At 65.4% G+C, this 22,460-nt stretch carries 18 protein-coding genes and 1 tRNA gene; 4 read left to right on the forward strand and 15 right to left on the reverse strand.

Annotated elements, in window-relative coordinates:
- Nucleotides 1-8 precede the first annotated feature (8 nt).
- From ACYQ0L_RS02425 to ahcY, 5 genes are all read right to left on the reverse strand, one after another.
- Complete coding sequence (locus ACYQ0L_RS02425) at nt 9-725, reverse strand: nucleotidyltransferase family protein (protein ID WP_459787333.1); 717 nt, start codon at nt 723-725, stop codon at nt 9-11.
- On the reverse strand, nt 722-1,705 hold the full coding sequence (locus ACYQ0L_RS02430) for an aminoglycoside phosphotransferase family protein (RefSeq protein ID WP_459787334.1): 984 nt from the start codon (nt 1,703-1,705) through the stop codon (nt 722-724). The genes ACYQ0L_RS02425 and ACYQ0L_RS02430 overlap by 4 nt, the downstream gene beginning before the upstream one ends.
- On the reverse strand, nt 1,702-2,160 hold the full coding sequence (gene tsaE, locus ACYQ0L_RS02435; protein ID WP_459787335.1) for a tRNA (adenosine(37)-N6)-threonylcarbamoyltransferase complex ATPase subunit type 1 TsaE: 459 nt from the start codon (nt 2,158-2,160) through the stop codon (nt 1,702-1,704). Before tsaE ends, ACYQ0L_RS02430 begins: the two co-directional genes overlap by 4 nt.
- A complete protein-coding gene (locus tag ACYQ0L_RS02440) occupies nt 2,148-4,496 on the reverse strand; it encodes a PAS domain-containing sensor histidine kinase (RefSeq protein WP_459787336.1) in 2,349 nt (782 codons plus the stop codon). The genes tsaE and ACYQ0L_RS02440 overlap by 13 nt, the downstream gene beginning before the upstream one ends.
- A gap of 91 nt (nt 4,497-4,587) precedes the next feature.
- Nucleotides 4,588-5,985: an adenosylhomocysteinase gene (gene ahcY, locus ACYQ0L_RS02445; RefSeq protein ID WP_459787337.1), complete on the reverse strand. Its 1,398-nt coding sequence runs from the start codon at nt 5,983-5,985 to the stop codon at nt 4,588-4,590.
- 327 nt (nt 5,986-6,312) lie between these two features.
- Between ahcY and ACYQ0L_RS02450 the strand changes: the two genes are divergently transcribed.
- On the forward strand, nt 6,313-6,792 hold the full coding sequence (locus ACYQ0L_RS02450; RefSeq protein ID WP_459787338.1) for a peroxiredoxin: 480 nt from the start codon (nt 6,313-6,315) through the stop codon (nt 6,790-6,792).
- 106 nt (nt 6,793-6,898) lie between these two features.
- Nucleotides 6,899-7,642, forward strand: a complete 744-nt coding sequence (locus tag ACYQ0L_RS02455; RefSeq protein WP_459787339.1) for an acyl-CoA thioesterase — start codon at nt 6,899-6,901, stop codon at nt 7,640-7,642.
- 84 nt (nt 7,643-7,726) lie between these two features.
- Here the strand turns inward: ACYQ0L_RS02455 and ACYQ0L_RS02460 are convergent, their stop codons facing one another.
- On the reverse strand, nt 7,727-10,117 hold the full coding sequence (locus ACYQ0L_RS02460; protein WP_459788018.1) for a TonB-dependent receptor: 2,391 nt from the start codon (nt 10,115-10,117) through the stop codon (nt 7,727-7,729).
- Nucleotides 10,118-10,228: 111 nt separating this feature from the next.
- On the opposite strand from ACYQ0L_RS02460, the gene ACYQ0L_RS02465 reads away from it, so the two are divergent.
- Complete coding sequence (locus ACYQ0L_RS02465; RefSeq protein WP_459787340.1) at nt 10,229-10,867, forward strand: TetR/AcrR family transcriptional regulator; 639 nt, start codon at nt 10,229-10,231, stop codon at nt 10,865-10,867.
- A gap of 40 nt (nt 10,868-10,907) precedes the next feature.
- Here the strand turns inward: ACYQ0L_RS02465 and folE are convergent, their stop codons facing one another.
- From folE to ACYQ0L_RS02490, 5 genes are all read right to left on the reverse strand, one after another.
- A complete protein-coding gene (folE, locus tag ACYQ0L_RS02470) occupies nt 10,908-11,516 on the reverse strand; it encodes a GTP cyclohydrolase I FolE (protein WP_459787341.1) in 609 nt (202 codons plus the stop codon).
- Entirely contained in the window at nt 11,513-13,069 is a 1,557-nt protein-coding gene (locus tag ACYQ0L_RS02475; protein ID WP_459787342.1) for a phospholipase D-like domain-containing protein, read from the reverse strand. The genes folE and ACYQ0L_RS02475 overlap by 4 nt, the downstream gene beginning before the upstream one ends.
- The gene (locus tag ACYQ0L_RS02480; RefSeq protein WP_459787343.1) at nt 13,069-13,560 is read right to left on the reverse strand and encodes a hemerythrin domain-containing protein; all 492 of its coding nucleotides are present in this window, start codon (nt 13,558-13,560) and stop codon (nt 13,069-13,071) included. The genes ACYQ0L_RS02475 and ACYQ0L_RS02480 overlap by 1 nt, the downstream gene beginning before the upstream one ends.
- 153 nt (nt 13,561-13,713) lie before the next feature.
- Nucleotides 13,714-15,354, reverse strand: a complete 1,641-nt coding sequence (locus ACYQ0L_RS02485; RefSeq protein ID WP_459787344.1) for an FMN-binding glutamate synthase family protein — start codon at nt 15,352-15,354, stop codon at nt 13,714-13,716.
- Between the two features lie 120 nt (nt 15,355-15,474).
- A tRNA-Arg gene (locus ACYQ0L_RS02490) sits at nt 15,475-15,551 on the reverse strand.
- 131 nt (nt 15,552-15,682) lie between these two features.
- On the opposite strand from ACYQ0L_RS02490, the gene ACYQ0L_RS02495 reads away from it, so the two are divergent.
- The gene (locus ACYQ0L_RS02495; protein ID WP_459787345.1) at nt 15,683-16,432 is read left to right on the forward strand and encodes a queuosine precursor transporter; all 750 of its coding nucleotides are present in this window, start codon (nt 15,683-15,685) and stop codon (nt 16,430-16,432) included.
- Here ACYQ0L_RS02495 and ACYQ0L_RS02500 read toward each other — a convergent pair.
- The 4 genes from ACYQ0L_RS02500 to ACYQ0L_RS02515 form a co-directional block, all read right to left on the reverse strand.
- Nucleotides 16,429-17,997, reverse strand: coding sequence for a Ppx/GppA phosphatase family protein (locus ACYQ0L_RS02500; RefSeq protein WP_459787346.1), 1,569 nt, complete (start codon nt 17,995-17,997; stop codon nt 16,429-16,431). The two genes, ACYQ0L_RS02495 and ACYQ0L_RS02500, sit on opposite strands and share 4 nt — an antisense overlap.
- Nucleotides 17,997-20,147 carry an RNA degradosome polyphosphate kinase gene (locus ACYQ0L_RS02505; protein WP_459787347.1) on the reverse strand — a complete coding sequence of 717 codons (2,151 nt, stop codon included), beginning with the start codon at nt 20,145-20,147 and terminating at the stop codon, nt 17,997-17,999. Before ACYQ0L_RS02505 ends, ACYQ0L_RS02500 begins: the two co-directional genes overlap by 1 nt.
- Before the next feature lie 120 nt (nt 20,148-20,267).
- Complete coding sequence (gene virB11 / locus ACYQ0L_RS02510) at nt 20,268-21,278, reverse strand: P-type DNA transfer ATPase VirB11 (protein ID WP_459788020.1); 1,011 nt, start codon at nt 21,276-21,278, stop codon at nt 20,268-20,270.
- Nucleotides 21,279-21,318: 40 nt separating this feature from the next.
- On the reverse strand, nt 21,319-22,452 hold the full coding sequence (locus tag ACYQ0L_RS02515; RefSeq protein WP_459787348.1) for a TrbI/VirB10 family protein: 1,134 nt from the start codon (nt 22,450-22,452) through the stop codon (nt 21,319-21,321).
- Nucleotides 22,453-22,460: the final 8 nt, after the last annotated feature.

A 22,460-nucleotide genomic window follows, 5' to 3' on the forward strand; every position in this document is an offset into this window, starting at 1 on the left:
GCACCACCTCAGCCACGCGAGAGCGCTTCCTCGGTCGGGCGGATCGCCTGCGGGTTGCCGACCTCGAACCACTCGCCGGTGAACTGCAGCGCGAACAGCCGCCCTTCCTCGATCGCGCGGTCCCACAGGATGTTGGTCGAGAACTTGCCTTCGGGCGCGTCGCGCAGCAGGCGGTGGGAGACAAGCTGGATGCCGGTGTAGATGAACGGCGCGATCCGTCCGGCCCTGCGCCGGGTTACCGCACCCATGCCGTCGAGGTAGAAATCGCCCGGCCCGTCGAAATTGCTCGCCCGCTTGTGCGGGACGACCAGCAGCAGCGCATCCATCGCATCGTCATCCCAGCGGTCCGACAGTTCGTGGAATGCGTTGCGCGGCCCGTCGAGCCAGATGTTGTCGGAGTTGAGGCAGAAGAACGGATCGGGCAGCTTGTCCTTCGCCTTCACCATCCCGCCGCCGGTTTCGAGCAGCTCCGCACGCTCGTCGGAAATGTCGACTTTGGGGCTCTTGCGCTCGGCAACATGCGCCTCGAGCGCATCGGCGAGATAGTGGACATTCACCACCGCCCGCGCGAGGCCCGCATCGGCCAGCCGGTCGAGCGTGTGGTCGATCAGCGGCTTGCCCGCCACGCGCACCAGCGGCTTGGGCATGGTCGCGGTGAGCGGACGCATGCGCTTGCCCAGCCCGGCCGCCATGACCATCGCGGTATCGGTGACCAGCTCGCTCATGCCGGCACCGCTCCGCGCTTCGCGCGCAGATCCGCCGGGATATTGGCGTCGAACCATTGCGCCACCGGGGCGAGCGCCGGATGCGCCAGATCGCGTTCCAGCGCCTCCCAAACCCGCGGGATCATGCCGAGATAGCGCGGCTTGCCGTCCCGCGCGTTCAGCCGCGCGAAGATGCCGACGATCTTGGTGTTCCGCTGCGCGCCGAGCCGGGCGTAGTCGGCTTCGAACTCCGCCGCGCAATCGGCGCATTCGCGATATCTGGCGAGCATCCTGGCCTCCAGCTCGGGCGAGACGTCGCGCCGCGCATCCTGCAGCAGCGAGACGAGATCATAGGCCGGGTGGCCGACCAGAGCATCCTGGAAATCGATCACCCCCTGCTCGCGCGCGCCCCGATGCGGCGAGAGCAGCATGATATTTTCCGCGTGGTAATCGCGCAGCACGGTGACGCCCGGCTGCTGGTTGTCGATCAGCGGGCCGAGAACCTCGCGCCACGCCGCATCGAACCCCTTGGCATCGACGTCGAGGTCCAGCGCGGGGCAATACCATTCGGTGAACAGCTGCACCTCGCGCAGATAGGTTTCCTCGTCATACGGCGGGAAAGGCCCGGCAGGCTTGCGGTGCAGATCGGCCAGCGTCTCTATCGCCGCGGTATAGGCTTCGTCCTCGGCCTGCGCGTTGTCGTCCAGCCAGTCGCGCATCCGCGCATCGCCGAAATCCTCGATCAGCACCCAGCCGGCGTCTACATCCTCGGCGAGGATCTGCGGCGCGCGCACCTGCTGGTCGAGCAGCCAGCGTCCGACATGGAGAAATTCGCGCGGCTCTTCGGGCGGCGGTGCATGCATCAGCATCGCGCTGCGGCCATCGTGGCGCAGGCGGAAATAGCGGCGGAAGCTCGCATCGCCGGTGAGCGGCGCGATCTCCGCCCCCGCCCAGCCCGCAGCGCCCAGAAATTCGTGAATACCATCCGGCAGGTTCGTCATGGCTCGCGTCCTAGCCAATCGGAGCCCGCTTCGACAATCGCCTTGCGACCGCCGTGCGCATTTGACTGCGCAAAGTCGATCGCGACCGAGAGGCAGGCGGTCTCGTGGGCGAAGCCGCCCGCATGTTCGGGCCATTCCGCCACGAGCACCGCGCCGTCGCGATAATCCTCCAGCCCCAGTTCCTCCACCTCGGCCGGGTCCTCCAGCCGGTAGAAATCGGCATGGGCGACCGGGGGGCTGAGCGCATCGTACATCTCGATCAGGGTGAAGGTCGGCGACGGCACCTCTCCCCGGTGGCCCGCCCCGCGCAGGATGGCGCGGGCGAGCGTGGTCTTGCCGGCCCCCAGCGGCCCGCTGAGCGCGATGACATCGCCCGGTCGCATGGCCGCCGCGATCCGCGCGCCGAGCGCTTCCATCGCAGCAAGATCAGGCAGATCGCGGGTCACGGCAGCCATATCGTCACGCTCGTCCCCACGCCCTTGCGCGACTGGATATCGAACCGCCCGCCATGCGCTTCGATGAACTGCTTGGCCAGCGGCAGGCCGAGGCCCTGGCGGCGGCTGTCGTCGGGGTCAGTGGCACTTGAATCGCGCATCCCGTCGAGCGCGCGGGCCAGCGCTTCTTCATCCATCCCGCGGCCATTGTCCGAAATCACGATGCGAATGCCCTTTTCGTGCTTCGCCATGTCGACCAGGATACGGCTCTTCTCGTCACAGGCCGCAATCGCATTGTCGAGCAGCTGGCCGATCGCCCGGCCAAGCTGGCGCGGATCGGCCCAGACCTTGAGCGACTGGCTGCCCCGCAGGTCCAGCGTGATGCTCTTGGCATCGACCGCTTCCTCGCGCGCGCGCGCCACCCCGGCGACGAATGCCAGCAGGGACAATTCGCGCCGCGCGAGAGGCAGCAGGCCCGCCTCGCTCTGCGAGAGGTCGAGCACGTTCTCCACCTGGTCGGTCAGGCGCGCGACCGATTCGAGGATCGCGGAAACATATTCCTTCGCCCCGTCGCTCAGCGGGCCTGCAACCTCGGCCTGCAGCAGCTCGGCGAAACCACCGATCGAGGTCAGCGGCGTTCGGAATTCGTAGGACATATTCGCGAGGAAGCGGGTCTTCATCTTGTCCGCCTGCTCCAGCGCCTCGGCCCGGTCGCGCAGCGCGGTCTCCGCCTGCTCGTTCGCGGTCACGTCGAGCGTGGTGAGCAGGCCATTGCCATCGGGCAGCGGAATTCCGGCAAACTCGATCGTGCGGCCATCGGCGAGCTGGAGGCGCCCCGCGCGCTCCTTGCGGTCGAGCGTGGCGGAACGGATCACCTCACCGACCCCCTTGGCCTGCCTGGGGCGCGCAAGGTTGGGCTCGATCAGCGCCAGCAGTTCGTCGGCGGGAGGATGCCGGTCGAGCGAACCGGGCTCCAGCCCCCATGTTTCGGGGAATCTGTGGTTCCACAGCTGCAACGTGCCATCGGGCGCAAACACCGCCAGCGCCTCGAACAGGCTGTCGAGCATCGCGGTCCGCGTGCGCAGCAGCGTATCGCGATTGGCCGCGAGCGAGAGCTGTTCGGTCCGGTCTTCCACGATCAGCGCGAGGCCGCCATCGGGCATCGGCTGTCCCACCACCGCAAGGTGCGTCCCGTCGGGCAGCGGCCAGTCCTCTTCCTTCGTGCTGCCCGCCCCGAACCATGCGACATGGTCCTTGCGCCAGCTCGGGAAGTCGCGGACGGAGGGAATACGCCCCTCGTCGCGGGCATCGCTCAGCAGGCGTTCGAAGGGTGTGCCGATCGCACCGGCGCCGGGGCGGACCGCCAGCAAACGGCGGAACGGCTGGTTGGCGAAGGTGAGCTTGCCCTTCCCGTCGAACTGCCCGACGCCGACCGAGAGCCGATCGAGCATCGAACGCTGCGCCTCGCGATAGGCGCGATGTTCGCGCGCCTGATCTTCCTGTTCCTGGATATCGACCGCGTAGCCCGCGACCCCTTCTTCGCCCAGCGGCAGGTCGGACACACGAAAGCGTCGCCGCACACCATCGACGCTGGTGACGGATACGGTCCGCTCGATCGGCTCGCCCGTCTCCAGGGCCTGACGTGCGACATCGCTCGGCGGTGTGCCGTCGATCGTTTCGACCAGTTCGATCTGTGCGTCGATGACGCTCTGCGCGCTGTCGGCCCCCACCGCGGCGACATAGGCCCTGTTGACCAGCTGAAGCCGCATTTCGGGGCTGCGGAACCACATCGGCGTGGGCGCGGCTTCGATCAGGCCGACCAGCGCTGCAAAGTCCGACTTCGCGCGCGCCGCCTGATGGCGCATCCGCGAGAGTTCGAGCTCGCTTTCACTGAAATCGAACACCCAGATCAACGCGGCCCCGCCGGGCGAGACCTGCGGATCCGCCAAGCTGCCGCGCAGCGCGAGCGCGCGCGAAGAGCCCGGCAGGGTCACCGCCATGCGAAACGGGACTGCCGTCTTCTGCGCCAGCCGGACCTTCTCGGTCAGCTCGGCCAGCTGCTCGCTCGTCAGGCCCCGTTCGGGATCCTTCGCCAGTTCGCTGAGGAACTGCGGCAATTGTTCGAACCCCAGCCAGTGGGCCAGCCGCTCGGGCCCTTCGAGCCGCCCGTCGCTGCGGACCAGCAATGCGGCTGCCGGGGCCTCATCGAGGAGACGCCCCAGGCGCTTCGCCGTCCGGCGGACCGTCTCGGCCCCGCGCGTACGCGCGCCTGCGGCGATCATCAGCCATGCCGCCCCGGCGGTCCAGGCTGCCAGCAAAAGGCCGAGTAGTGCCAGCGCGGTTGAGCTGAGGTCCATGAGAATCAGCTAGGCCCGGCAATGGTCGCTTGGCAACCACGCCGGGCCTGCAATTTGCGCGGTTTTCACCGTGCTTGGTGTCGATATCGACTTAGTAGCGGTAATGCTCGGGCTTGTAGGGCCCTTCCTGCGGCACGCCGATGTAGTCGGCCTGCTCCTTGCTCAGCTCGGAAAGCTTCACGTTGAGCTTCTGGAGGTGGAGCGCGGCGACCTCTTCGTCGAGGTGCTTGGGCAGCACGTGCACGGCGTTGTCGTACTCGCCGGCCTTGGTGAACAGTTCGATCTGCGCGAGCACCTGGTTGGTGAAGCTGGCGCTCATGACGAAGCTGGGGTGGCCGGTCGCGTTGCCGAGGTTGAGCAGGCGACCCTTCGAGAGAAGGATCATCCGCTTGCCGTCGGGGAATTCGACCATATCGACCTGTGGCTTGATCTCGGTCCACTTCATGTTGGCCAGGCCTTCGACCTGAATCTCGTTATCGAAGTGGCCGATGTTACCGACGATCGCCATGTCCTTCATGTCGCGCATGTGGTCGACGGTGATGACGTCCTTGTTGCCTGTCGTGGTCACGAAGATGTCGGCGCGCTTGGTCGCCTCTTCCATCGTGACGACTTCGAACCCGTCCATCGCCGCCTGCAGCGCGCAGATCGGATCGATTTCGGTGACCATGACGCGCGCACCGGCACCCGCCAGCGAAGCGGCCGAGCCCTTGCCGACATCGCCGTAGCCCGCGACGCAGGCGACCTTGCCGGCCATCATTACGTCGGTGCCGCGACGAATGCCGTCGACCAGCGATTCCTTGCAGCCGTACTTGTTGTCGAACTTCGACTTGGTGACGCTATCGTTCACGTTGATCGCCGGGAACGGCAGCTTGCCCGCCTTGGCCAGCTGATAGAGGCGGTTGACGCCGGTGGTGGTCTCTTCGGACACGCCGCGGATCGTCTCGACCGTCTTGGTCAAGTAGCCCGGCTTGCGTTCGATGAAGGCCTTGAGGGCGCGCTGCATTTCGCGCTCTTCCTCGTTGGTCGGCGCGGGCATTTCTTCGCCCGCTTCGATCCGTGCGCCCCACAGCGCGAACATGGTGGCATCGCCGCCATCGTCGAGGATCATGTTGCAGGGCTCGTCGCCCCAGTCGAAGATCCTGGCAACGTAGTCCCAGTAGTCGGCCAGCGTCTCGCCCTTGATCGCGAACACGGGGATGCCCTTGTCGGCGATGTAGGCGGCGGCGTGATCCTGCGTCGAATAGATGTTGCAGGTGGTCCAGCGCACGTCCGCGCCCAGTTCCACCAGCGTCTCGATCAGCACGCCGGTCTGGATGGTCATGTGCAGCGAACCGGCGATCTTGGCGCCCTTCAGCGGTTTGCTTTCGCCATACTGTTCGCGCAGCGCCATCAGGCCGGGCATCTCGGTCTCCGCGATTTCCATTTCCTTGCGGCCGTAGTCCGCGAGGTCGATGTCCTTGACGATGTAGTCCTGTTCCTTGGTAGCCATGCTCGGCTTGCTCCTTCGGCTGTCTTGGGCATACGCCGCATGAGGCGCAGGGAACCCGGGGGAAAGTTCATCTGCGGGGGCTGCATGAGTCCCGCTGTCTCGAAGCCACATATAAAGACTTCTTTATATCCGCAAGCGCAGAGCGCCGTGGGCGGTGCGGCAAATCCGCCGGACGGACGCCAATCGCCGGTGTACGCCGGAAAGAAATGCGCCCCGGCCCGTAGTCAGGTTGACGGACTTCTGTCTCGCACGAACCGTCAAGGGCATTGCCCACGTGCGTGCAGGAGGCCAAAGAAAGCCAACCGCGATAACAACAGGACATATCCGATGAAGATTTCCGAAGGCGACACCATCCCCCAGGTCAAGATCTCCAAGGCTGGCGAAAGCGGGCCCGAGCCGGTCGATACGAAGGAATTCTTCGCCGGCCGCAAGGTCGCGCTGTTTGCGGTGCCCGGGGCCTTCACCCCGACCTGTTCCGCCAAGCATCTGCCCGGCTTCGCCGAAAAGGCCGAAGAGCTCAAAGCCCAGGGCATCGACGAGATCGCCTGCATCTCGGTCAACGATCCCTTCGTGATGGGCGCGTGGCAGAAGGCCGACGGCAGCGATGCGATCACCATGCTGGCCGACGGCAATGGCGACTTCGCCGAAGCTGTGGGCCTGACCATGGACGGATCGAACTTCGGCATGGGCAAGCGCAGCCAGCGCTATTCGATGATCGTCGACAACGGCGAAGTGCGCAAACTCAACGTCGAGCAGCCCGGCGACTTCAAGGTTTCTAGCGCAGAGCACATGCTCGGCCAGCTCTAGGCCCGCGCCCGTGGACATCACGGACGGCGGAGCCGGAGGCAGCATGCCTCCGGCTCCCGCCAATGAGTCTTCCACATCGTCTGCCAGCAGGCAGGCTAACGGTTTCGTGCGTCTGATCGACACGGTGTTCCCGGGCGATGCCAACCATCACGGCACGCTGTTCGGCGGCGTCGCCCTCGCCCACATGGACAAGGTGGCGTTCCTCTCCGCCAGCCGCCATGGGCGCGCGCCCTTCGTTACAGCGTCCTGCGACCGGATCGATTTCGCGGCTCCCGCGCGGGAGGGCGAACTGGTCGAAGTGACCGGCCGCGTCGTACGCGTGGGCACCAGCTCGCTCGACGTGAAGGTGGAACTGGTCGCCGAAGCCCCGGTGCTGGGAGAGCGAAGGCTGTGCACCTGCGGCACCTTCACCCTCGTCGCGAAGAAGGGCCCCGATACCAGGCTCCCGCTGCCTCCCTTGGCGGATGCGCCGGACGGGGAGCCCGATCCGTCGGTCCTCCACCTCGCCGAAATGGTCTTTCCCGGGCAGACCAACCACTACGGCACGCTTTATGGCGGTGACGCATTGCGGATGATGGGCAAGGCCGCCTTCATCACCGCCACCCGCCATGCGCGCGCCGTGCTGGTTATGGCCTCGTCCGACCGCATCGATTTCGTCGCCCCGATCGTCGAGGGCGACATGGTGGAAATGGTCTGCGCGGTGACGATGACCGGCCGCAGTTCGATCCGCGTCGGCGTCGAGCTGTGGTCCGAAGGCGTGTTGAGTGGGGAGCGCCGCCGCGCGGCCTCCGCATTGTTCACGCTCGTCAGCGTCGATGAAACCGGAAAGTCGGTGCCCCTCAAGGCCTGACCAAAGGGTCGAGCCAAAAACGGAAGGGCGGCGCGCTCCTCGATCGTGCGCGCCGCCCTTTTGCATGCCCATGGGCAAAAGGCGTCAGAAGCGGACTTCGGCCTGCACGAAGACCCGGCGCGGGTCACCATAGAAGCCCGTCAGCGTGCCCTCCAGCCCGAGCGTCGGCGAGAATGGCGTTCCGCGACCGTCGCCGGCGACGAAGTTGTAGCCCGACACGATGTAGCGCTTGTCGAACAGGTTCTTGCCATGAACGCCGATGCTGAACCGGTCGGAATCGGCGGTCCACACGACACTCGCATCGACCAGGGCAAAACCGTCCTGATCGAGGAAGCTGTTGGGCACTTCGAACTGGCTTGCATCTGAGCGGAGCGAGACGGCACCGATCAGGTCGAGCATCCCGCTGGCAGCCGGCAGGCCGAGATCGAAGCCTGCATTCACGGTGTATTCGGGCGTGTTCTGGAACACGCGCTGATCCGCGACGTCGTTGCCGAAATTGTCGATATACTCGTTGAACGTCGCATCGAGGTAGCCAAACGCCCAGTTCACGCCGAAGCGGCTGCCGGCGCCTGCGAAGTTCTGCCCCACCAGCAGGTCGCCTTCGAACTCGATCCCGTTGATGTCGGCGTCGGCGGCGTTCGTGGTGACGCCGATGAAAGTCTCGTTGATACCGTCGCCATTGGAATCGATACCGACCGAGCCGGGGATCTGGACGTCGCTGTATTTGCCGAGGAACCCGGCCAGCGCGATCTGCATCCGCCCGTCGAACAGCGACGCCTTGTAGCCCAGCTCGTAACTGTCGACCGTTTCCGGTGCGAAGCGCAGGAACTGGAACTGGTCGTCGTAGTCGATATCGGCGTCTCCATCGAGATCGGGCGCAGCGGAGGTCTGCCCGCGCGGATCGAAGCCGCCGCCCTTAAAGCCCTTCGAGTAGGTGAAATAGAGGTTGTGATCGGGGCTCGGCTTGAAGCTGATCGAGGCGCGCGGCGTGAATTCCTCGAAGGTGTCGCTTCCCTCGAAGCCCGACGTGACCGCAATCGGGGTCGCCCCGGTCGCGAAAAGGTCCGAATAGCCGCCGACGAAGGTCGTGCGCAGGACTTTGCTGGTCCGCTTGTCGCTGGTGTACCGGCCCCCCACCGAAACGCTCAGCTGGTCCGTCAGATCATAAGTGAAGTCGCCGAAGACCGACCAGGTTTCGGTGTTCACATCGCCCAGCGTCTGCGCATTGTACCCGCGCAGATCCGTGCTCGGGTCGAGCAGGTAGAGCAGGTCCCCGGTGGTGAAGAGCGCCACGTCGAAGGCGGTAAAGGCGCTGGCGTCGAGGTAGTAGAAGCCGAGGACGCCGTTCAGCCGATCGCTCTGGTATAGGAACTGCAGTTCCTGGCTGAACTGGTCGTTTTCGTAGATCGCGGGGACATCGACATCGGCTGCCGGGAGGCTGTCGAAATCGATCGGGCTGGTCGAGCTGTCCTCGCGATAGCCTGTGATCGACTTGAGCGTGATCGTGTCCGACACATCGAGCGAGATGGACAGCGCCCCGCCATAGGCTTCCACTTCCTGGTCGACCACGTTCAATCCGGCGCGGGTGTCGTAGACATCATCTAGCACGGGCGCGCCGGTCAGCAGGCTCGGGATCAGGCGATGGCCCTGGCGGGCGAAGCTGTCGTCCTTCACGTAGTCGCCCGAAAGACGCACGAACAGCGGCCCGCCGTCGTATTCGATCGTCCCGCGCGCGGCCCACACGTCCTTGTTGTAGTTGTCCACATCCGGCAGGTTGAGGTTCTCGCCGAAACCGCCGCGGCTCAACCGCGCGCCGCTTGCGCCGATCTTGAACCCGCTGTCGCCGATAGGGGTCGATGCGGTGACGATCAGGTCCGCCTGGTCGTAGGAGCCGTAGGCGGCGCGTACCTTCACGCTAGTCTCGTCAGGCAGGCGCGTGGTCACGTACTTGATGGCACCGCCGATCGTGTTGCGGCCATAGAGCGTGCCCTGCGGTCCGCGCAGAACTTCGATCCGTTCGAGATCGTAAATGTCCAGCACGGCGGCCTGCGGACGGTTGATATAGACGTCATCGACATAAAGGCCGACGCCCGCCTCGAACCCGGCGACCGGATCCTGCTGGCCCACGCCGCGGATGAACGCGCTGAGCGTGGTGTTCGTGCCGCGGCTGACTTCCAACGTGACGTTGGGGACGTCCTTGGCGACATCGACGATGTCCAGCGCGCCGCCCTTGATGAGTTCGTCCCCACTCAGTGCGGTGATCGAGACGGGAACATCGGTGATCCGTTCTTCGCGCCGCCGCGCGGTTACCGTGATGACTGCGCCGCTCGGCCCGGTGTCTTCGGCGATCGCATAATCGTCGGCCTCCTCCGGCGCGTCCTGCGCCATTGCCGGAGCCGCCATGCACGCCGCGAATCCGACGCCCGCCATCAGGCCGGCGCGCACGCCGAAACCGCCTCTGCTGAAGCTATGCATCATCAAATACCCTCTCCGGTTCGTTGTTATGCCTTCTCCATATTGAAACCTGAACCATGTTTCAAGTTACGGCTTGTCGCGCTGCTCGCTTGGCCATAGAACGTGACCAAGATGGCACGGAACGATCCCGATATTTCACCCACCCCGCCCGCAACCGAACGGGGGCGACGGACACGGCGCAAACTGCTCGACGCAGCGACGATCGAATTCGGGGAGCGCGGATTTCACGAAGCTTCGATCGCCTCGATCACCCGCCGCGCGGGCGTCGCGCTAGGCAGCTTCTACACCTATTTCGGCAGCAAGGAGGCGATCTTCCGCGATCTCGTGCGCGACCTGAGCGAGGGGGTGCGGCGTGCCGCTGCCGAACGCCTGGCCGAACGTGATCTCGACGCGCTCGATACCGAGCGCGCTGCCCTCGCCGCGTTCCTCGCCTTTGCGCGCGAGCATCACGAAATCTACCGCATCATCGACGAAGCCGAGTTCGTCGACCCCGAGAGCTACCGCGCACATTACGAAAAGACCGCAGAACGCATCCTCGGCCGCCTGCGCGCCGGTGCCACAGCGGGCGAGCTGCGCGACGATCTGGGCGAAGCGCATGCCTGGGCGATCATGGGGATGAACGTCTTTTTGGGGCTGCGTTACGCCGTCTGGGCCGACCGTGAGGATTCCGCCGACACCGCCAAACTTGCGGAGCAGGCCGCCAGCGACATTCTCTCCCACGGGATCGGCCCCGAGAACGGCGCGCCCTGACTGGCAGGTATCGCCCCGGCCACCAGGTGGCCGGGACGTTTCAGTGGCCCATCAGCCTCAGCACTTCCTCGCGACTGCGCTGATCTTCGCGGAACACGCCCATCATTCTGCTGGTGACCATGGTGACGCCCGGCGTGCGCACGCCGCGCGCGGTCATGCAGGCATGGCTCGCCTCGATCACGACCGCCACGCCTTCGGGGTTGAGATTGTTCCAGATGCACTCGGCCACCTCGGCGGTCAGGCGCTCCTGCACCTGCAAGCGCCTTGCAAAGCCGTGCAGCACGCGCGCAAGCTTCGAAATGCCGACAACGAAATCGGTGGGCAGGTAGGCGATATGCGCCACCCCGATGATGGGCGCCATGTGATGCTCGCAATGCGACTGGAAGGGGATGTCCTTCAGCAGCACGATATCATTGTAGCCACCCACTTCCTCGAACACCCGGCTAAGGTGGACCGCAGGGTCTTCCTGGTACCCCATGCAGTATTCCTTCCAGGCGCGGGCCACACGCTTGGGGGTGTCGAGCAGGCCTTCGCGCGAGGGATCGTCGCCCGCCCACTCGATCAGCGTCCGGACCGCCGCCTGCACATCCTCTGGCACCGCGGGCTTGCCGTCGTCCCGATCTTCGTCGGGTCCAACCAGACTACTCATTTAAGCAACTTCCTCTTCGCCTTGTCGCGCAACCGTTTGAGCCGCCCGCCTTTGCCGAAAAGACCGCCCCGCGCAAATGGCATGAGGATGCCCGAGGGACGCTCTGGATCGAGCATCGCCGACTCGGCGAGCCATTGCTCGAACTCGGTCTTGGTCGGCGGCACGTAGGGTTGCAGCGTCCTTCGCCCTTCCGATCCGAGCGCCGCGATAGCCTTCTGCATCGTCGCGTGTTCTTCGAGCGCGGCCTTCATCACCGGCTCCTCGACACCGCAATGCTCGGCCAGAAGCGACACGCGGATCGCATGAATCCGCTCTTCCAGCCCGCGCCCGGAGTTGTGCGGGCGCGTGGCGTCGAGCACCGTATCGCACTCGCTGTCGAGCCCCAGCGAGCGATTGTTGAGATTGGCCGATCCGATCCGCAGCACCTCATCGTCGACGATCATCAGCTTGGCATGGACGTAGATCGACGTTTTGCCCGTATAGGGCACGTAAACCTCGAACCGGTCACGCGCATCGGCGGCTTCGACCGCTTCGGCGATCAGGTCGCGCGCGTGGTCCATCGCCTGTTGCTCCAGCCAGCCATCGGCATGCCGCGGATGCACGATGATGATTTCCGGCGGATCGGCTTCGCTCAATCGCTTCGCGATGGCTTCGGCGATCTTGCGCGAGGTGAAGTACTGGTTCTCAATATAGATGAACCGCTTCGCGCGCGCGAAATGGGCCAGGAACAGCTCTTCCACCTCGCGCACTTCGGTCACCTCACCGCATTCGGTGCGGGTGCGTGAAAGGCCGATTTCGACATCCTCGAAATCCGCACGAAGCTTGTCCGGCCACGGGTTCTTGTCAGGCCGGGCCGGCCGGTCGAGCGGGTCACCGCCCGCCACCTGCCAACGCGTGTCGCACAGATCGAACAGCGCGCCGGCAATCGGGCCGGTCATCATGACCGTGATGTCATGCCAGGGCCCGTGCGTGCTGCCCGGCCAGTTCATCCGCCGCGGGTCTTCTTCCAGGTGCTCGCGCGTGTCCCACCTGTCATAGGTCAGGTCGATCCCGCCACACACCGCCAGCTGGCGGTCGAAGACCGCAATCTTCTGGTGATGGCTGCAGGCCGGCGGATGATGGCTGTCGAAGCGGAAGCTGATCCCCTTCACCATCCACATCCGCGCAATGTCGTAGGCCATCCGCCCGCGCTTGAGGAACTGCACCCATGACAGGCCCCATTTGAGGATGCGAATGTCGAGCCCGTCGTGCTCCTTCACCAACCATGTGAGGTACTTGCCGAGCTTGGCGGGCCGATCGACACCGCCGTTCTGCCACTCTTCGCCCCGGCGGAGCGATATGCGCGTGTCGAAGTCCCACCCGATCAGGACGATCTGGGTGCGGGCGTTGAACATCGCATTGTGTACGTGGGCAAAGTAATCCTCGCCGTCGATGACGACCGCCATCCGCTCCGCAATCGCGTAGCGCCAGATTCCCGGCTCGACCGATGCATCTTCCCCCTCGCCGGCGGCGATCGCCCGCTTGAGTTCAGAGCTGCCCCCTCGCCCGGACACTATTCCTTGGCGTCTTCTTGCTTTTCGGGAGTCACTTCGGCCTCGTCCTTTTCTGCCGCCTTACGGCGTTCGAACACGGTCGCCATATGCTCGACATCCTGTTTGTCGAGATAGTTCCTGAAGTCGGGGAAGTGGTCTTCCTCTTCCTCGTCGATGTGATGGCGATAATCGTGGTCGAAGGTCTTGAACTTCTGCAGCCACGCCCCTTCGGACATGTCGGTCGCGGCGAGATCGTTGAGCATCTCGTCGATCTCGTGATGCTCGGCGACCGAGTGGCGGGTCTCGTCCGTCGTGGGGGGCTTGCGCAGCATGGTGGAATAGAGCGCCTGCTCTTCCGCCGCTGCGTGGCTCTTCAATTCCTTGGTCAGCTCGGTGAACAGCCGCTCTCGCTCCGCGCTGTCGCCGTGCGTCTCCATCAGCCGGTCGAGCAAGGCGCGATGCCGGTCATGATCCTGTTTGAGCCGATCGAAAATGGCTTCGGCGCTGCTCATGGCAATATCTCCTGAATGGTGCTGCCCTTGTAACCGGGTGCGGGTGCACCGGTTCCGGGTATCGCACCGTCCGGCACCCTTATTGTGCGACAAATCCACAACCCGGCAACGCCGCCCCGTTCGGCGGAGCTCGCTGTCAGGCATCCGGCCAGCCTATGCAACCGGTTTGAACGTATCGGGATCGGCCATCCGCCAGTATTCGGCGAAGGGGGTGGCGTCCGGTTCGTGCAGCAGCCTGCCGGGCTCCACCTCGTTCACGATCTGCGACCACGGAACCATCTCCGCGTTGTTCTTCCACTGGCGCAGGTGACGCGGGGTGAACTCGTCAGGCGATGCGAGGCCGCAGGCGACCACGATATCATGCAGGCTGTCGAGGGTTCTGGACTGGAAATTGGCCACGCGCTGCGCCTTCTCCGGGATCACGAGCCCCCGCTGGCGGGCGGGTGAGCTGGTCGCAACACCCGTCGGGCAGGTGCCGGTGTGGCAGCGCAGCGATTGTACGCACCCCAGCGAGAACATGAAAGCGCGCGCCGCATTGCACCAGTTCGCCCCCAGCGCGGCGTTCATCGCGATCGAACTGCCGGAGAACACCTTCTCCGACGCCGCCAGCTTGATCTTGTCCTTCAGGCCGGTCCCGATGAGCGCATTGTTGACGTAATAGAGTCCGATCCGCAGCGGCAGGCCCACATGGTCTGACAGTTCGAGCGGGGCCGCCCCGGTGCCCCCGCCGCCGCCGTCCACGACGATGAAATCGAGCGTGATGCCGCTGTCGAGCATCGCCTTGCAGATCGCGAACACCTCGTGCGGCATGCCCACGCACAGCTTGATGCCGACCGGCTTGCCACCCGACAGCTCGCGCATTCTCGCCGCGAATTCGAGCAGTTCGCGCGGGGTCGAGAATGCCGAATGGCCGGGCGGCGAAAGGCAATCCTGATGTGCCGGGACCTGCCGCGTATCGGCGATTTCCGGCGTCACCTTGGCGGCCGGCAGCAGCCCGCCATGGCCGGGCTTGGCGCCCTGGCTCAGCTTGATCTCGGTCATCTTGACCTGGTCGTGCTGCGCCTTGTCGCGGAAACTTTCAGGATCGAAATTGCCGTCCTTGTCGCGCGCGCCGAAATAGCCCGAGCCGATTTCCCAAACGATGTCCCCGCCATGCTTGAGGTGATAGGGCGAAAGGCCCCCTTCCCCCGTATCGTGATAGAAATCGCCGATCTTCGCGCCCATGTTGAGCGCCTCGATCGCGTGATCGCCGAGGGCGCCGAAGCTCATGGCGCTGATGTTCAGGCGGGCGGCGTCATAGGGCTTGCTGCACTGGTCCGTCCCCACATGCACCCGCGTGCGCTTGGGCGCCTTGGGGTTCGGATTGATCGAATGGCACAGCGCCTCGTATTCTTCCGAATAAACATTCAGCTCGGTTCCGAACGGATGCGCATCTTCCTGCTTCTTCGCACGGGCGTAGACGAGCGAGCGCGAGACCAGGTCGAAGGGCCGCCCTTCCAGCGGACCTTCGACGATGTAGCTGCGCAGGAAGGGGCGCAGATCCTCGAACAGCCAGCGGAAACGCGCGATCAGCGGGTAGTTGCGGCGCAGCGAGTGCCTTGTCTGCACCATGTCCCACAGCGCGATCAGCAGCAGCGGGCCCACGACGACGAGGCCCCAGAAGAAGCCGTGGTGCACCAGCACCCCCAGGACGACGATCGCCACCGTCAGCGCGAGCGGCACCCAGAAACCGAGATTTCTTTCCAGCCCCTCTTCGCCAAATAGTCCGCGCACCAGCATCCGAAATCCTTCCATCGCGTCCACCATGACCGGTAGTCGCCGGGAGCGGCATGTAAAGGCCCAGACCTTCGCCCCTTCGCCGCTCGCGCAGCCCATGCACGCTTTTACGCCAGATGAATTGTGGAAGGGGGAAACTGGCGCGCCCTGCAGGATTCGAACCTGCGGCCTCAGGATTAGAAGTCCCGTGCTCTATCCAACTGAGCTAAGGGCGCTCGCGCGTTGCCCATAGCGCCATCGCCATGGGTCGCCAATGCATAGGCTCGCATAAGTTCGCGGCCCGCCCACGCATCTAGGCGGCATCGCAAAACCGGGATATGCGCAAGTTGCAAACGGGGGCAGTACGATGAGGGACGATCGAGTGACAGCTGCTGGCACGCCCAGTGCGGTGCGCTTCAAGCATTACGACCGGGTGATGGCGGCGTTCGTCACCATCCTGCTGCTGTCCAACCTGATCGGCGCATCGAAACCCAGCTATGTCACCCTGCCCTTCGTCGGCGAATGGTCGTTCGGCGCGGGCGTGCTGTTCTTTCCCGTCAGCTACATCATCGGCGACGTGCTGACCGAGGTGTATGGCTATGCCCGGGCGCGCCGCGTGATCTGGACCGGGTTCGCCGCGCTGCTGTTCATGGCCTTCATGGCCTGGGCGGTCGTCGCCCTCCCCGCTGCCGAGGGGTGGGACGGGCAAGAGGCGTACGAGAAGGTATTCGGGAACACCTGGCGGATCGTCGCTGCGTCCATGATCGCCTTCTGGGCGGGCGAATTCGCCAATTCCTACGTGCTGGCGAAGATGAAGGTCTGGTCGAAGGGCAAGGCGCTGTGGACGCGCACGATCGGCTCGACCGTCGTCGGCCAGGGGCTCGACAGCCTGATCTTCTACCCGCTCGCCTTCTACGGCCTCGCCGGCTGGCCGCCCGAGCTGCTGTGGCAGGTCGTGATCTCGCAATGGCTGATCAAGACCGCGTGGGAAGCGATCCTGACGCCCTTCACCTATGTCGCCGTCAATTGGCTCAAGCGAGAAGAAGGCGTCGATATCTTCGATACCGACACCGACTTCTCTCCCTTTGCGAGCGACAAGCGCGCGCTTGGCGACTAGCGCTTGGTCGGGTGATCGACCGGCAGCGCGGTCTCGCCCTTCTCCGGCAGTTTCTTCTCGCCCATCACGCGCACCTCTGGCTCGAGCCCGAGATGTCCCGCGAGCAGCGCAAGATCGCGCTCGGTCGGCGGCCCGTAAAGCGCGGCGTGGCTCTTCGCGAGCGTGAGGACGAGCGATTTCTTCTCGCGAACCAGTCGGCTGGCGTCGAGCGACCGGGCCGAGCCGGCGCCGAGCCTGCGGGCAAGCCGGAGCCCGAGCCCCCAGGAAACGCCCTCTTCCAGCGCCTCTGGCGAGGCAATCTCGCGCAACGAATCCGGCAGGTCGAGCGCATTGGAATTGGCGCAGATCGCGGCGGCGATCATCGCTCGCCCTTCGCGCGAGATCGCGATCCAGCGCTTGTGCAGGGCCCAGTCGACCCCTTGCGCCACCCGCAGGTTGGGTTCGGTCTGCATCGCCGCCATGCCGAGCAGGATCGCCGCGAGCCGCAAGCGCTCCGCACCCTGACGCGTGGAGGCCACGGTATCCACGGTCCAGCCGGCCACCCGCGTCGCCTGCATGGGCGAAGCCCCGCGGCTTTCGGCGAAGTCGATCGTGCCTGCCAGCAGTGGATCCTGGGCCAGCTGGTACTTGTCCAGCCGGCGCATCATCAGCCCCTCGCGCAGCCCCCACGCGGAGACCACGATCCTGGCGGGGTCGTAATGCTTGAGGAGCACGTGCAGCAGCTGGCTCGCATCGGGCAGGCTCTCGATCCGCGACGAGGCGACCTGCGGCACCGCCCTGATCGTATCGAGATCCGCCTTGGCGAGCGTCTTGGCCAGCGCCGCCGCTTCTTCGCGGGTCAGCGTGAAGCCGTGCGGATCCTTCAGTGGCGAGTCCGACCGGCCCTGCGCGAAAGCCGCAATCGCACGCCAGGTGCCCCCGACGAGGTAGAGGTCGCCCTTGCGATCCTCGAACGGGCCCATCGCAGGTGCCTCTTTGGCGACAATCTTCTTCAGCTTCTCGCGCAGCTCGTCGCGGTCGCCCCCGCCCAGCCGCGGCAGGCGCAAAGTGCCGACCGGCAGGCTGCAGCCATCGCCGACCGCGCCGTCCGCCACGGGCACCAGTTCAAGGCTGCCCCCGCCGATATCGGCGACGATCCCGCATGCCTGCGGAAAGGCACCGAGCGCCCCGTCGGCACTGATCGCGGCTTCGTCGAGCCCGCTCAGCAGCGTCGGCTGCAGGCCCAGCGAAGTGACCTGCGAAAGAAAGTCACTGCCGTTCTTGGCATCGCGCACGGCAGCGGTCGCGACCGTATCGATCTTGCTGATGCCAAGGTCGGACACGATCAGTGCGAACCGTTCCAGCCCGGCCATCGCCATCTCGATCGATTCATCAGCCAGCAGGCCATTCTCGTCTAGATCACGCCCCAGCCGCGCGGTTACCTTTTCGTTGAACAGCACGGTCGGCGCGCGTGGCGGCCCGCCATAAATGACCAGCCGCACAGTGTTTGAGCCAATATCGATAATCGCGCCCAGCGGCTCGACGCCCGAAATCCGCCCACGATCGCTTTTCTTCTTGCGCCCCATCAGGTGGCCCCTTTCCGCAGCGCCAGCTTGGGCACCGCCCCTGCCTCCAGCGCGCCCCCGCGCCCCGAGAGCGAAGGGTTGGTCATGAAATAACGGTGACAGTTGAACGGTTTCTCACCCGGTTCGGTCCGATCATACGTACCATCGGGCTGCAACACCCAGCTGCGCTCCGTATCGAGCAGATTGGCGAGCAGCACCTGCTGCAGCACCTGATCGTGCACGGTCTGGTTCTCGACCGGCACCAGCTGTTCCACCCGCCGGTCCAGATTGCGCTCCATCATGTCCGCGCTCGAGATATATACTTTCGTCTGCTTGCCCGGAATGCGTCCGCCATTCGCAAAGGCGTAGATGCGGCTGTGCTCCAGGAAACGGCCGATAATCGATTTCACCCGGATATTTTCGGACAGGCCCGGCACGCCGGGTCGTAGATTGCAGATGCCGCGCACCACCAGCTGGATTTCGACCCCCGCCTCGCTCGCCGCATAAAGGCGTTCGATCATGCCGGCATCGGTCAGCTGATTCAGCTTGGCCCAGATGCCGGATGGTTTGCCCTGCTGTGCGTTCCGAGCCTCAGCGTCGATCCGCGCGTAGAGCGTTTCGCGCAGGTCGATCGGGCTGATCGAGAGCATTTCCGTCTCGTGCGGTTCGACATAGCCGGTCACGAAATTGAACAGCTTGGCGGCATCGCGGCCGAAGCGCGGATCGGCAGTGAAGTAGCTGAGATCGGTGTACACCTTCGCGGTGACCGGGTGATAATTTCCGGTGCCGAAATGGCAGTAGGTGCGAAAGCCATCGTCCTCGCGCCGCACAACCATCGCCACCTTAGCGTGGGTCTTCCAGTCGACGAAACCGTAGATCACCTGGACGCCCGCACGCTCCAGCTTGTTTGCCCAATAGAGGTTCTGTTCCTCGTCGAAGCGCGCCTTCAGCTCGACCACGGCGGTGACCGACTTACCGTTCTCTGCCGCTTCGACCAGCGCCTCGATCACTTCGGACTGAGTGCCCGCGCGGTAGAGCGCCTGCTTGATCGCCACCACGTTGCGATCGGCTGCGGCCTGGCGAATGAAATCGACTACCACGTCGAAGCTTTCGTACGGGTGGTGGATAATGATATCCTTCTCCCGGATCGCGGCGAAGCAGTCCCCGTCATGCTCCAGAATCCGCTCCGGATAGCGCGGCTGGTAGGCATCGAACTTGAGGTCGGGCCGATCCTCTTTCACGATGTCGGACAGGCCAGCGATCCCCAGCATCCCGTCGATCTTGACGAAGGTGGCACCCGGCGTCGCCAGCCGGTCGCGCAGCAGGGCCTCGGCGGTCGGATCGAATTCCTCTTCCAGCTCCAGCTGGATCACCTGGCCGCGCCGACGCCGCTGGATCGCGCTGCGGAAGGTGCGGACGAGATCTTCGGCCTCTTCCTCGATCTCGATATCGCTGTCGCGCAGCACGCGGAACACGCCGCTGCCCCGCATCTCGAACCCGGGAAACATATGTTCGGCAAAGCGGGTGATGAGGTTCTCGATACCGATATAGATCGCCTCTTCCCCCGGCACGCGCAGGAAGCGGGGGAGCGCGGAGGGGATGAGAACCATCTCCACCAGCTCTTCCTCCTCGTTCGCCTTGATCTCCTTGCGGCGGACCGTGAACAGCACGCCCAACCCTTCGTTGGCGATGAACGGGAAGGGATGCGCCGGGTCGAGCGCCTGCGGCGTGATCACCGGCATGATCTCGTCGAGGAAATGCTGCCGCAGCCATTCATGCGCCTTGCGGTCGATCCGCCGGTCGTCGGCCATGTGGATGCCCGCATCGGCGAGCAATTCGCGCAGGTCGCGCAGCGTATCCTGCTGGCGGTCGTTGATGCGGGAAAGATGCGTGCGGATTTCGGCGAGCTGCTGCGCAGGCGTCAGCCCGTCGACACTCGGCTTGTCGATCCCGCGCTGGACCTGCCCAACCAGCCCGGCCACGCGGATCATCATGAATTCGTCGAGATTGCTGCCCGAGATCGAGAGGAAACGCAGACGCTCCAGCAGCGGGTAATCGGGATTGCACCCTTCGGCCAGGACACGGTCGTTGAAGGCCAGCCAGCTCAGTTCGCGATTGAAGAAGCGCGGGCTGGAATCGAGGTTCGAATCGGCGCTCAGCGGGGATGGCATAGGGCTGGTGGCTCTCGCTTCCTGTGGCTGACAAAACTTATGCGCGATGACGCTGCGCCGTTTCGCCGCGGCCTTTATCGCCTGGTGGGAGGGCATGCCAGCCCGTTTGGTCGTCGATGGTTAGCAATCCGCCGATTGCAGAAGGTCCGCACTGCGGGCAATCTCGGCGATGCCGCGCTTGCCGTCCGCCCCGCGGCCCAGTTGCACCATCACGTCGATCACACTGGCGGCGTAGGCGATGATGTCCTTGCGGCTGAGCCCGATGCCGGTCTGCATGACCATCAGCGACAATTGCTCGAGCGCGCCCTGCAGCGAGTTGGCGTGGATCGTCGAAAAGCTACCCGGGTGGCCGGTGTTGATCGCGCGCAGGAAGCTGACGCTTTCCGCGCCGCGCAGCTCGCCCAGCACGATCCGGTCGGGCCGCAGGCGCAAAGCCGCCTGCAACAGCTCGTTCGCGGTCACCTTCGCCTCGCCCAGCTCGCCCTTCACCGCGACGAGCCCCGCACCATTCTCGCCCGGAAGGCGCAGTTCGGGCGTGTCTTCGACGAGGATTACGCGCTGATCCGTGGGAATCTCACCCAGCATGGCGTTGAGGAAGGTCGTCTTGCCGGTGCTGGTCCCGCCCGAGATCAGGATGGTCTGCCGGTTCACGATCGCCTCGCGCAGGAAGGCGATCGGCTCTGCCTGCGGATCAGGCATGTCGGGCGCGGCGCGCTGCTTGAGCGGGCCGGTATCGTAGGCGTCCAACGGCAGGTCCAGCCGCCGGTGGCGGCGGATCGCCATGACCCAGTGCCGGCGGCTCGCGGGCGGGCCGCAGAACTGAACGCGCGCACCATCGGGCAGCGTCGCGCCGAGCAGCGGATGTTCGCGGTTGATCCCCTGGTGGCTGACCCGCGCGACCTGTTCTGCCAGCCGCTGGACGAGGATGTCGGTGATCGCCGCATCCTCGATCCGCTGCATTCCGCCGGGCTGCGCCGCATCCTCCACCCAGACCTCGCCCGGACGGTTGACGATGATCTCGGTCACCGTGTCGCGGTCGAGCCACTGGCGGAACGGCGCAAGATAGGCCTCGAGATAGACGCTGCGCTCGCGCGCCTGCGGATCGCGCGGTTCGGGCGCGATCGGCGCTATGGTCGCGCTGGAGGTCTGCGGATCGGCCTCGGCCAAGGGATCACACGCCCGAGAAGTCGAGATCACGGGCGGTAAAGACGCGGATCGGCTCGCCCTGACGCACGCGGACCACGGGGCCAAGCTGCCCGTCCTGTTGCGCCGCGGCAGCCGCTGCAGCCTGCCCGCCGCCGCCGATCACGACCGAGGCCCCCCCGGTGCCGATCGCGGAGAGGCCGCCGACCACAGAGAGCAGCATGGCCGAACCGAAGCGCTGGAAGAAGCGGCTGTCGACATCGCCCGGCAGGCCGGTCTTCCCATCGAAGCCGATCCCCGGCGATTGCAGGTTCACGCTCGCGCCATCCGGGCGGATCACGCGGGTCCAGATCACGTACGCGCGCTTCTGGCCCGCCTGCAGGCCGGACTGGTACTGGCCGATCAGGCGGCTGGAGCGCGGGATCAGCACGTTCTTGCCGTCGAAGCTCTTCACATCCTGGCTCACCACCGCGCGGACATAGCCGGGCACGTCGGTATCGATCGCGGTTTCGAGGATCGCCGGGATCAGCGTGCCCTGCGTCACCGTAGTCGCCGGATTGGTCATCGGTCTTGCCTGCGCTGTCGCGCCGCCGACCCCGCCCACACGGCTGGCGAAATCGCCCGCAGCGGTGCCGGTTGCGACCTCGCCGCCGGGCGCCGTCGCGCCTTCCGGAAGCGCGGCGGTCGGTACGCTGGCGACCGCCCTGCCCGTGGCGTCGAAGACGAGAGAGGGGCTGTTATAGGGGTTCGCTGCGGTGCCAGGCGCAAGGCTCGGATTGTTGGCGAAGACCGGCGACGGGGCCGGATCCGCCCGCACGACCTGCTGCGGCGGGGCGACGGCCGCGACCGGCGCGGGATCGACGGTCACCTGCGCCGGACTGGTGTCGCGCACCGGAGCCGGGCCCACAGCGGCGGAATCCTCGGGATCGAGACGCGCGCTGTTCATGCTCCAGAGCGTGACGAGGCCCAGCGCCGCGACGATCGCGATCCCGGCGACCATGCCCATCGCATCGCCGCCGCCCTTCTTGGCGGCGACCGCGGGAAAGGCGCTGCGGCTGGCAAGGTCGATGACCTCCGCGCTTTCGCTTTCACGCGGATCGTCGCCGCGCGCGTCATTGGCGGCGTTCCCGGCTCCTTCACCCTTCTTGGGCGTCATTTTCATCGCGAGGC

It is taken from the genome of Alteriqipengyuania triglochinis, from assembly GCF_054655655.1.